Origin of the sequence: Pseudomonas sp., from assembly GCF_026224925.1 — a bacterium.
Taxonomy (GTDB): domain Bacteria; phylum Pseudomonadota; class Gammaproteobacteria; order Pseudomonadales; family Pseudomonadaceae; genus Aquipseudomonas.
This window is the reverse complement of the sequence record NZ_JAMFRV010000440.1, coordinates 1-10,824: the sequence shown is the minus strand read 5'-3', so window position 1 is coordinate 10,824 and position 10,824 is coordinate 1. Positions and strand designations below refer to the sequence as shown.

At 56.6% G+C, this 10,824-nt stretch carries 9 protein-coding genes and 2 pseudogenes; 7 read left to right on the top strand and 4 right to left on the bottom strand.

The annotated features are described in order from the left end of the window. Positions 1-126: 126 nt before the first annotated feature. Positions 127-261 (top strand): annotated as a pseudogene (locus M0974_RS19100) (thioesterase); the annotation flags it as partial. 142 nt (positions 262-403) lie between these two features. On the opposite strand, the gene cysQ reads toward M0974_RS19100, so the two are convergent. After that, positions 404-1,261, bottom strand: a complete 858-nt coding sequence (cysQ, locus tag M0974_RS19095; protein WP_297840204.1) for a 3'(2'),5'-bisphosphate nucleotidase CysQ — start codon at positions 1,259-1,261, stop codon at positions 404-406. Further along, a complete protein-coding gene (gene nudE, locus M0974_RS19090) occupies positions 1,258-1,824 on the bottom strand; it encodes an ADP compounds hydrolase NudE (RefSeq protein ID WP_297840201.1) in 567 nt (188 codons plus the stop codon). Before nudE ends, cysQ begins: the two co-directional genes overlap by 4 nt. 99 nt (positions 1,825-1,923) lie before the next feature. On the opposite strand from nudE, the gene yrfG reads away from it, so the two are divergent. From yrfG to M0974_RS19065, 5 genes are all read left to right on the top strand, one after another. Further along, positions 1,924-2,586 (top strand): GMP/IMP nucleotidase, encoded by a 663-nt coding sequence (gene yrfG / locus M0974_RS19085; protein WP_297840198.1) that lies wholly within the window; start codon positions 1,924-1,926, stop codon positions 2,584-2,586. Between the two features lie 127 nt (positions 2,587-2,713). Then, complete coding sequence (locus M0974_RS19080) at positions 2,714-3,601, top strand: LysR family transcriptional regulator (RefSeq protein ID WP_297840195.1); 888 nt, start codon at positions 2,714-2,716, stop codon at positions 3,599-3,601. A gap of 94 nt (positions 3,602-3,695) precedes the next feature. Then, positions 3,696-4,535 carry a formate dehydrogenase accessory sulfurtransferase FdhD gene (gene fdhD, locus M0974_RS19075; protein WP_297840192.1) on the top strand — a complete coding sequence of 280 codons (840 nt, stop codon included), beginning with the start codon at positions 3,696-3,698 and terminating at the stop codon, positions 4,533-4,535. Next, positions 4,532-6,871 carry an FdhF/YdeP family oxidoreductase gene (locus tag M0974_RS19070; RefSeq protein WP_297840189.1) on the top strand — a complete coding sequence of 780 codons (2,340 nt, stop codon included), beginning with the start codon at positions 4,532-4,534 and terminating at the stop codon, positions 6,869-6,871. Before fdhD ends, M0974_RS19070 begins: the two co-directional genes overlap by 4 nt. Before the next feature lie 304 nt (positions 6,872-7,175). Then, on the top strand, positions 7,176-7,649 hold the full coding sequence (locus M0974_RS19065; protein ID WP_297840187.1) for a YMGG-like glycine zipper-containing protein: 474 nt from the start codon (positions 7,176-7,178) through the stop codon (positions 7,647-7,649). Between the two features lie 58 nt (positions 7,650-7,707). Here the strand turns inward: M0974_RS19065 and M0974_RS19060 are convergent, their stop codons facing one another. Together M0974_RS19060 and M0974_RS19055 are read right to left on the bottom strand one after the other, a co-directional pair. After that, a complete protein-coding gene (locus M0974_RS19060; RefSeq protein WP_297840184.1) occupies positions 7,708-8,142 on the bottom strand; it encodes a thioesterase family protein in 435 nt (144 codons plus the stop codon). 76 nt (positions 8,143-8,218) lie between these two features. Continuing rightward, complete coding sequence (locus M0974_RS19055; protein ID WP_297840180.1) at positions 8,219-10,153, bottom strand: ATP-dependent DNA helicase RecQ; 1,935 nt, start codon at positions 10,151-10,153, stop codon at positions 8,219-8,221. A 206-nt stretch (positions 10,154-10,359) separates the two neighbouring features. On the opposite strand from M0974_RS19055, the pseudogene M0974_RS19050 reads away from it, so the two are divergent. Further along, positions 10,360-10,824 (top strand): annotated as a pseudogene (locus M0974_RS19050) (hypothetical protein); the annotation flags it as partial.

Here is a 10,824-nt window from a genome sequence, read left to right as displayed (position 1 = left end):
GGTTCGAAATCCTGCCGGGCCATCGAGGTAGGCCTTAATCGCAGTCTGTTTAAATGAGGCTGTATACCTGTTCATGCAAAACACCCAAAAAGTCAGATGGGTGTCCAACTTTTTGGGTGCAGTTCAAAGGTGTGGGAGCGGTTTTTACGCACTTACGAACGCCACGGCCGAGCGCGCCTGACATTGCCGACGCACATCGTTAATCAGAACAGCGATGCAGTGGCGGTAAGTTTTATTGGGCAGTTTGTGCTGCATCGGTAACGTCAGAATTCCCCAACGGTGTAGGAATCCCAAAACCCTGTAGACCGAATTTATCGGGAAGCAATCACCGCAGTTTTTCAGATGTACTGCGGCGCCGCATTCCCGAATGAATTCGGTCCCACAGAAATATGAGGGTAGTTAATCAGACGGGCCGGGTGAGGCCTTTAGCCAACTCCAGCAATTTGTTACGCCACGCGGCCTTGGCAGGCAGGGCCAAAAAGAACGGGTTGAGCAGTGACTCACGCGGCGGGTAGCTGAACGTTTGCCCCGACAGTTCAAGCACTTCGCCGTCAGCGCCTTCGAGCACGCCTTGAGCGGCCGCTGTGTCCCACTGAGAAGTAGGCGCCAGTCGCGGGTAGCAATCGGCGGCGCCTTCGGCCAGCAAGCAAAACTTCAACGAACTGCCGATATTGGCCAACTGCAATTCGCCCAGGCTTTCAGACAACCCCGCCAACAGGCGTTCCTGCTCTGGACTGGTGTGTCGACGACTCGCAACCACGGTAAACGCTTCGCCAACAGTCAATACCTCACGCACCTTGATCGGCGCGACGTGGTTTTCATCATCACTGCGCCAAGCACCCAAACCGGCACCGCCGAAGTAACAGCGATTATTGGTCGGCATCGATACCACACCAAACACCACTTTACCGCGCTCAATCAGCGCGATATTCACCGTAAACTCCTCGCTGCCGGAGATAAACTCCTTGGTTCCGTCCAACGGATCAACCAACCACCAGCGTTCCCACGTAGCCCGTTCGCTCAGGGGAATGTCGGCGTCTTCTTCAGACAAAACATGAATATCCGGGGCTAACGCTTGCAGGCCTGCAACTAACAAGTGGTGAGCCGCCAAGTCAGCCGCAGTAACAGGCGATTCGTCAGCCTTGGTCACCACCGCTACATCAGCGCGCCAATACGGCAGGATCACTTCACCGGCACGGCGCGCCATCTCGATAACGGGCGCCAACAACGGATGCGGCAAGTGAGCAAAAACGTTGGTCATGGCTGAAAGTCGCCGCGTTGGGTCAACAAATCCCGAACCAGATACAGCGCGGCCAATGCACGGCCCTCACTGAACTGTGGGTGCTGGATCAAGCTGGACAGCTCACGCAAGTTGACGCGATCAACGCGCATAGGCTCGGGTTCGTCTCCAGGCAAGGTTTCTTCATAGAGATCGGTAGCCAACACCACCTGAATCTTCTGGCTCATATAACCGGGCGACAGGGACAGCTCGGTCAAATACTCAAGCTGACGCGCGCCGTAGCCCGCTTCTTCTTTCAGCTCACGGTTGGCCGCAGCCAGAATATCCTCACCGGGTTCGATTAACCCCTTGGGCAACGACAGCCCATACTCGTCAGTGCCACCACAGTATTCTTCGATCAACACCGCGTGATCGGCATCGAGCATCGCGACGATCATCACTGCGCCGTATCCTGTGCCTCGGCCAACCAGGCGTTCGTAAGTGCGTTCTACGCCATTGGAAAAGCGCAACTGCAGCTCTTCAACGCAGAACAAACGGCTACTGGCGACGATTTCGCGGGCGAGGACGGTGGGTTTCTGGCGCATGACAGGCTCCTTGGCGTTGACGGAGTACTATACCGTGGCTTTTCCGATTGTCTGCGTCGGAAATAACAACGCTATTCATTCACCGCCCGAGAGTCCTCAATGCCTTCTTTACCCTGGCGCGACATTGATACCGTTCTGCTCGATATGGACGGCACCCTGCTTGACCTGCATTACGACAACCATTTTTGGATGGAGCACCTGCCCCAGCGTTACGCCGACCTGCATGGGGTCAGTCGTGCCATGGCCGAACTGGAAATCAAGCCGCTGTTCGAGAAGAACGCCGGCACGCTCAATTGGTACTGCCTGGACTACTGGAGCGCGGAGCTGAAGCTGTCGTTGCGTGATTTGAAGCTGGAAACCGCCCATCTTATTTCCCTACGCCAAGACGCCGAAACGTTTTTGGCCGCAATCAAAAAAGCTGGCAAACGCGTGATCATGATCACCAACGCGCACCGCGACTCGCTGTCGTTGAAGATGGAACGCGTGCAACTGTCGCCCTATTTCGAACGCATGATCAGCTCACACGATTACGGGTTCCCCAAAGAAAACCCGCAGTTCTGGGATTCATTACACGCCGACATCCATTTTGAACCAGCACGCAGCCTGTTTATCGACGACACTCTGCCGATTTTGCGCAGTGCTCAGCGATTTGGTATCGGCCACTTATTAGCCGTCAGCGAACCCGACAGCCGTAAAGGTCGCAAGGACACCGAAGAGTTCGCCGCAGTCGGCGATTACCGGGAGTTGATACTGGGGCTTTGAGTTGCGAACAACCATTTGTAGGAGCAACTTGCCCGCGATCGGCGTTGAGCCTGACACACCGCCGATCGCCCATCCGATGGCTAGAGCGCGTTAGAATCAGCCGCCTGTACCGCGCACCGGAGTGAAGATGGACATCAAACAACTCAAATTCCTCATTGCCCTCGACGAGACCCGACATTTCGGCCAGGCGGCGGCGCGTTGTCATATCACCCAACCAACCCTGTCCATGCGTCTGCGCAGTTTGGAAGAAGAGCTTGAATTGCCACTGGTCAATCGTGGTCAGCGCTTTGAGGGGTTTACCGCGCCGGGCGAACGGGTACTGGCGTGGGCCAGAACAGTGTTGGCAGCGTACGACGGCTTACAGGCCGAAGCCGCCGCCTGCCGTGGGCATTTGGTGGGGACGTTGCGGCTTGGCGTGGTGCCGCTGTCGAGTTTTGATCCGATGGTATTGCTGGAACGCATGCATAAACTGCACCCCAATTTGCGCTTTGAGCTGTCATCCCTCAGTTCCGAGCAAATACTCGAACAACTGGCGAGCAATCAACTGGATCTCGGCGTGTCGTACCTCGAACGGTTGGACAGTGAGCGGTTCGATTCACTGGCCTTGGAGCAAACCCGTATGGGCTTGCTGTACGACAAGCGTCATTTTAATTTCGGCGATGAACCGCTGAGCTGGGAAAGTTTGATCGAACTGCCACTCGGCCTGCTCACCAGCGGCATGCATTTTCGCCAATCCATCGACCATAACTTCCACAGCCGTGGCTTGAACCCTTTGCCGTTGCTGCAAACCGATGCAGTGCATCAACTGTTGCAAGCAGTGCACGGCGGCTTCTGCTGCGCAATCATGCCGCTTGAGGGCGGTCTGGAAACATTGGCCGAGCACCTGCGCCTACAGCCCATCGCAGACGCGCAAACCTTGGCGCGCCTTGGGTTAATCATGCGCCGCGCGGCCCCGCGATCGGCACTGGCGGAAGCCTGCTTCGCGACCTACCGGATCATCATCGACGCACCTTGATCGACGCCATCTATCAAGACATCGGTACTAGCGATTAGACGCCATCCAGCGCGAGGCCTAGGCTAAACGCTAAATCATCTGCCGGTACTTTCCCATGCCCTCCAAGCGCACGGTCAGCACGGCGCCCGCCTTACATTCGCCCGCGCCGACCGCAAGTCACTCCTACAGCTACTCGAACCTTGAGCGCGACGCCTGCGCGCACACGGATCTTGCGGAAGAAGTAGCCTTGGCCATTGCCTATAACGGCATCAGCCAAGCGGTGATGCTGGTCACCCCTACCGATCTCGAAGACTTCATCGTTGGTTTCAGTCTGGGCAGCGGCATCATTGCCTCCGCGGACGAAATCTATGACTTGAAGCTCAGTGGCTCAGGTTCTGCGCAGCACGCCCAGGTAGAAATCGCCAGTCGCGCCTTCTGGAATCTCAAACAGCAACGCCGCCAACTCGCGGGTACCAGCGGTTGCGGGCTATGCGGTGTGGAAGCCATAGAGCAAGCCTTGCCTGAACTCACTGTATTGCCCGGTGCGCCGTTGCCGCCGGCAGTTTGGCTGGAAGGATTGCGCCAACGCATCGGCGTGTTTCAGCCATTGGGCCAGCATTGCGGGGCCGTCCACGCGGCGTTGTTCATGGACAGTAACGGCGAATTGTTGCTGGGCCGCGAAGACATCGGCCGGCATAACGCCCTCGACAAACTGATCGGCGCGTTGATCCGCCAAAACATTTCCATGACGGGCGGCCTCGCCATCGTCACCAGCCGTTGCAGCCTGGAATTGATCCAGAAAGTCCTGCGGGCCGGTATTCAGACGTTGGTCAGTTTGTCCTCACCCACCGGTCTCGCCTTGCAATGGGCGCGTCGGCACAACCTCAATTTAATTCACCTGCCGCAACACAGCGCGCCGCGTGTCTATAGCCCTGCGATGGAGAGTCAAGCGTGAGTAGTCGTAGTAACCAAGCCGACAAAACCCCGGTCAAGCGTTACAAGCCGTACAAAGGTCCGGCGGGTGGTTGGGGCGCGCTAATGAGCGTGACGCAAGCGTGGTTGACCAGTGATAACGCGCTGAAAAACATCCGCATGATGCTCAAGACCAACCAGAACGGCGGCTTCGACTGCCCTGGCTGTGCGTGGGGCGACTCGCCGGAAAGTGGCATGGTCAAGTTCTGCGAGAACGGCGCCAAAGCGGTCAACTGGGAAGCCACCAAGCGCCGAGTCGACGCCTCGTTCTTCGCTCGCTACAGCGTCAGCTCCCTGCGTGAACAAAGCGATTACTGGCTTGAATACCAGGGCCGCCTGACTGAACCCATGAGCTACGATGCCGAAACCGACCGTTACAAACCTATCAGTTGGGACGACGCATTCACCCTGATCGGCCAACACCTGCGCAACCTGCCAAGCCCGGACATGGCCGAGTTCTATACCTCGGGCCGGGCCAGCAACGAAGCGGCGTATTTGTATCAGTTGTTTGTGCGCTCATTCGGCACTAACAACTTTCCTGACTGCTCGAACATGTGCCACGAGGCCAGCGGGGTCGCTTTGGCACAGAGTGTCGGGGTCGGCAAAGGCACCGTGACCTTCGCTGATTTCGAACACGCTGATGCGATTTTTGTCCTTGGGCAGAACCCCGGCACTAACCACCCACGCATGCTCGAACCGCTGCGTGAAGCGGTCGAGCGTGGCGCGCAAGTGGTGTGTGTCAACCCGCTGAAAGAACGCGGCCTGGAGCGCTTCCAGCATCCACAGCATCCGCTGGAAATGCTCACCAACGGTTCAGAGCCGACCAGTACCGCGTACTTCCGCCCGGCGCTGGGTGGCGACATGGCGCTGTTGCGCGGCATGGCCAAATTCCTGCTGCAATGGGAACGCGAGGCCCAGGCGAACAATGCGCCCGCGGTCTTCGACCATAACTTTCTCAACGAACACACCGACGGCGTGCTCGATTACCTGGCGTCCATCGACGACACGTCATGGGAGGAGATCATCCAGCAGTCAGGCTTACCGCTGACCGACATCGAATCCGCCGCGCGTATGTACGCAAAAGGCAAAAAAGTCATCATGTGCTGGGCGATGGGCATCACCCAGCATCGTCACTCGGTGCCGACCATCCAGGAAATCGCCAACCTGATGTTGCTGCGCGGCAACATTGGCAAACCAGGCGCCGGCCTGTGTCCAGTGCGTGGTCACAGTAACGTGCAAGGCGACCGGACCATGGGCATCAACGAGTGTCCACCGACGCTGTTCCTTGATGCACTGGAAAAACGCTTCCAGTTTAAAATGCCGCGCACCAATGGCCACAACGTGGTTGAAGCGATTCACGCGATGCTTGATGGGCACTCCAAAGTCTTCATTGGCCTAGGTGGCAATTTCGCCCAAGCCACTCCGGACAGCGCACGCACTGTGCAGGCGCTTGGCAAGTGCGACCTGACCGTGCAGATCAGTACCAAGCTCAACCGCAGCCACCTGACTCACGGCAAACAGGCGTTGATCCTGCCGTGCTTCGGCCGTACCGACATCGACATCCAGGGAGAGGGCCCGCAAGCCGTGACGGTGGAAGACTCGTTCAGCATGGTTCACGCCTCCAACGGGCAGTTGCAGCCATTATCGAAGCAGATGCGTTCGGAACCGGCGATCATCGCAGGTATCGCGGCCGCGACCCTCGGCAGCAAACCTGTTGACTGGCTGTGGCTGACTGCGGATTACAGCCGAATTCGTGACCTGATCGCCGACACGATTCCAGGTTTCAAGGACTTTAACGAACGCGTAAAAAACCCAGGCGGTTTCTACCTTGGCAACACAGCACGCGAACGTCGCTGGAACACCAAAACAGCGCGCGCAAACTTCAAGGCCAATAACCTGCCACTGGATCTGGTGCATGAAAACGTCCGCGCTACCGGTCAGATTCCGGACTTGATCATGCAGTCCATGCGCTCTCACGACCAATACAACACCACTATTTATGGTCTGGACGATCGTTATCGCGGGGTGAAGGGTCAGCGCGACGTGCTGTTCGCCAACGAAGCCGACATCATCCGCCTGGGGTTTAAACCGGGGCAGAAAGCCGACCTGATTTCGATTTGGAATGACGGCTTGGAGCGTCGAGTCAAAGGTTTTACGCTGCTGGCCTTCGACATTCCCGCCGGCCAAGCTGCGGCTTACTACCCGGAAGTGAATCCGCTGGTACCGCTGGAGAGCGTCGGTGACGGCAGCAGTACGCCGACATCCAAATTCGTGGCCATACGCTTGGAGGCAGCCAGCGCTAGCGCCCGGATTTTGTAAAAAGGCATAGAGAAACTCTGTGGGACCGAACTTGTTCGGGAAGGCCGCGCCTCGGTGTATCTGACACACCGCGTCGCGGCTTTCGCGAACACGTTCGTTCCCACCGAGATTACGGATGCACCGCAGATCGGGGTGTTACGGAGTAGGGCGATAAGTAAGCTAGAGTACAAATATTAACTAAAGTTCAACTGCAAACTGGCAACTTGTTGTTTTTATTGAAACTAGTGCTGTTCGTCGGATTTAGATTGTTAGTTAACTACTAGAGCCTCAGGATCGCGCCGTCATCCTTCTGAGTCTCTAATACATGAAGTATTCCTCGATTCTGTTGTTGTCCTTGGGCCTTGTTAGTGGCTTTGCTACTGCAGGCGGCACCGCTGAAGCAGGTGTGGGCGGGGCATTGGGTGGAGTATTAGGATCTGTCGTTGGCCAACAATTGGGTGGCAGCACAGGTTCAGCTATTGGTGCAGGCCTCGGCGGTGCAGCCGGTGGTGCAGTCGGTGCAGATCGGCGCAATCGTACCGAAGCCGCCATTGGCGGTGGGTTGGGTGCTGCTGGCGGTAACGTGGTAGGCCGCAGCCTGGGTGGTAATACGGGTAGTTTGATTGGCGCCGCCGCTGGCGGTGGCGCAGGTGGTGCGCTCGGTAACTATATGGGTAATGAAAGTGGCGGCGGCGGTGGTCGCGGCCATGATAACCGGCGTGAATACCGTAATGACCATGGTCGTCATCGTGGGCATTCGTACGGCCATCATAAACAGCGCAATCATGGCCACCGCTGAACAGCCTCATCAACTAACGTCAACAGCAGGCTGCCGACTAGCAGCCTGCGTTAGTTACTTATACGCTAACCAACAATTCTAAAACCCCACGTAAATTTTCGGGAATCGGCACCGGTCGATTCGACGCCCGATCCACAAACACGTGCACAAAACGCCCTGCCGCACTCGCTTCATCCTCACCCACCTTAAACACTGCCAGCTCATATTGCACAGAGCTATTGCCCAACTTGCCGACTCGTAATCCCACCTCAATCAGATCGGGGAAAGCAATCGACGCGAAGTAATCGCATGAAGAACTGACGACAAAACCCACGACGTCGCCATCATGAATGTTCAGACCGCCGTGCTGGATCAAGTAGCTGTTCACGGTGCTGTCGAAAAAGCTGTAATAGGTCACGTTGTTCACATGACCGTAAATATCATTGTCGTGCCACCGAGTGGTGATCGGTTGGAAGTGACGATAATCGGCGCGTTGCGGATTTTGCTCGGTCATAAACAGACTCTTGTTAAAAAGGCAGCCCCCTTGTGGGAGCTGCCGAAGGCTACGATTGATCACAACGCGGTCGCAGTCACCCAACCATCGCTCCCCGGACCCATTCCCTCACCTGTGCATACGGGTAATTTTCCAACGCCGCAAAACCCTTGGTCGCCCGCGCCTTCAGCTTGGTAAACAGCGGCACACTGATGCCGCAAAGGAATCGGGTAACGAAATCGGCACTAGGGTCGTATCCGCAATAATCCAGGTGCCTGCGTAGAAACTCCCCACACAACTCATCGAAACTTTGCTCAGCCAAGACCGGTAATGCTGGCGGCGCCGGTAGTCTCGCGATATTGCCATGACACACCGAACAATGTCCGCACCGCTCGGGGGCCTGAAGGTCACCGAAATAGTGAGCGAGCCGATACCCAAGGCACTGCTCGGTGGCGAACAGATCAAGCATGGCGTGGATGCGCGCAACCTCTGTAGTTTCGTGCTGCTTGAAGTAATCATGCAGTTCATGCGCGAGTGCGTCGGGATCGAAGTCCGCATTGAGCAGGCTGTAGACCTCAGTCATCAGTTTGCTTTCCAGTTCGATCCAGCCTTTTTCTTGAAAATAATCCAGCGCCGTCACCACTCGACCGCGCCCGGATTGGTGCTGCTGATACATGGCGTCAAAGTTAACGGTGGCCCAGGTTCGCGCACGATTAGAGGTCTGGATTATGGCTTCGACAAACTGTCGCCGTTCGCCTTCGAAGCGTTGCAACAGTGCTTGAGGCTCCACCAGGTACTTGAAGCGATATTCAGCGAAATAGGAATACCGAGGCGCAATGATGCCGCGCAACTCCAGTTGCACCAGCAACGTCTTCAGCGGCAGTTGGCGAATATTGCTTTGATCGCCCAGCGGCCCCAACAACAGTTCCCACTGCCCATCGCTGGTCGCGGTCAGCAGTTCATCAATCACATTGCGAATACCGAGGTATTCCGGTGTGTCGCCATACACGAAATTTTCCAGAATGTTCAGGCTGTCGCGGTTAGCCAGCACCAGACAGTCAGACGGCTCACCATCACGCCCCGCACGGCCGATCTCCTGGCTGTAATTCTCAATGGATTTAGGCAGGTCGAAATGCACCACATTGCGGATGTCGCTCTTATCAATCCCCATGCCGAAGGCGATCGTAGCGACGATACAGTTCAAGCGACCGCCCATGAATTGCCGCTGAATCGACTCACGCTGATCGTGGGGCAGGCCCGCGTGGTAAGCGCTTGCGGTAAGGCCGTTCTGGCTAAGGTGCGCAGCGATCTGTTCAGCGGTTTTTTGCAGCGTGACATAGACAATCGTCGGTTGGCCGACCCGCGGCCCCAACCATTCGACTAATCGACCACGCTTGTCGCGTCCCATCACCGGCTCAACCAACAGATTGAGGTTGGGACGGTAAAAGCCTGTGGTCACGACGTCGTCCGCTGCAATGGCGAATTTAGCCTGCATATCGGCGATAACATTTGGCGTTGCCGTTGCCGTCAGTAACAACGCTTGGGGGATGTTGAATTGGCGCTGGTAGTCGGGAAGCTTCAGGTAATCGGGGCGAAAGTTATGCCCCCACTCGGAAATACAGTGCGCCTCGTCGATGACCAACAACGATATCGGCACTTGCTCAATGAAATGACGAAAACGCTCGTTCTTCAGGCGCTCGACGGAAATCATCAGAATTTTGAGTTCGCCCGAGCGGGCACGGGCCATCACTTGTGCAGCCTGGTCACGACTTTGGGTCGATTCAATGCTCGCCGCGGCAATGCCATGACGCTGCAAAAACGCCAACTGATCCTGAATGAGCGCCAGCAACGGCGAAACAACCAGGGTCAAATGCGGGAGCATTAACGCCGGCAATTGATAACACAGGGACTTGCCCGATCCAGTCGGAAAAATCGCTGCCGCAGAACGCCCCGCCAATACAGCTCCAATCGCAAGCTCTTGCCCGGGTCGAAACTGCCGATAACCAAACACGTGCTCAAGACGCTCATACATACGCCGTCACTCCATTGACTGCCGAGAAGGGTGCAGACCATAACCCGGAGCCATTGATTGAACCTACACAGAGGGCGTTCAGGATCGTCTCGGGAAGTTTCATCGTAATCTCTGAGTGGGCAGTGCTGGCAAACTGACATCGGGCGGTTTAACCTTTGCGTCACGATACACCAGAGCATCGCCGCAAGACCGCCAAGGACGTAAAAATGGACGAGCAGAAAAGACTGGATGATGACGGTCTCATACACATTCAACGGCTAAGTCCGGATCATATCGACGTTGTACTCGGTAGCCATCCAAGCAAGCAAAAACCTGTACGCCCGCCTTCGTCCAGCTCGTTCAGTCGTAAAGCTGTTTTTGTCGCAGTACTGGGTTTGGGGGCCTACGTGTTGGCGGGTGTACTTCATACAAGCAAACCCGCCGAAAAAATCGTCATCGCCCAACCGGTTGCGGTCGAACCTGCCGCAGCTGTCGAACCTGTAGCAGAGAGCGTCCGGCCGGCTCAATTGGCGAAGCCTATCGCAGCTCAGCTAACAAGCAGTGTGATAGAGGAGCCAGTGCCAGCGGCGACACCCGCTCCGCGCCCCAACACGTCCTCAGGCTTCCAGAGCATGGTGTCACCCACCTACTTGGCTGACTACAAATCCGATCTTCAGCACAACAGCGTTCCT

Coding starts and splice junctions, on each gene's coding strand:
- cysQ (WP_297840204.1), bottom strand. CDS start 1,261: ATGACCAACGTTTTTGCTCACTTGCCGCATCCGTTGTTGGCGCCCGTT.
- nudE (WP_297840201.1), bottom strand. CDS start 1,824: ATGCGCCAGAAACCCACCGTCCTCGCCCGCGAAATCGTCGCCAGTAGC.
- yrfG (WP_297840198.1), top strand. CDS start 1,924: ATGCCTTCTTTACCCTGGCGCGACATTGATACCGTTCTGCTCGATATG.
- M0974_RS19080 (WP_297840195.1), top strand. CDS start 2,714: ATGGACATCAAACAACTCAAATTCCTCATTGCCCTCGACGAGACCCGA.
- fdhD (WP_297840192.1), top strand. CDS start 3,696: ATGCCCTCCAAGCGCACGGTCAGCACGGCGCCCGCCTTACATTCGCCC.
- M0974_RS19065 (WP_297840187.1), top strand. CDS start 7,176: ATGAAGTATTCCTCGATTCTGTTGTTGTCCTTGGGCCTTGTTAGTGGC.
- M0974_RS19060 (WP_297840184.1), bottom strand. CDS start 8,142: ATGACCGAGCAAAATCCGCAACGCGCCGATTATCGTCACTTCCAACCG.
- M0974_RS19055 (WP_297840180.1), bottom strand. CDS start 10,153: ATGTATGAGCGTCTTGAGCACGTGTTTGGTTATCGGCAGTTTCGACCC.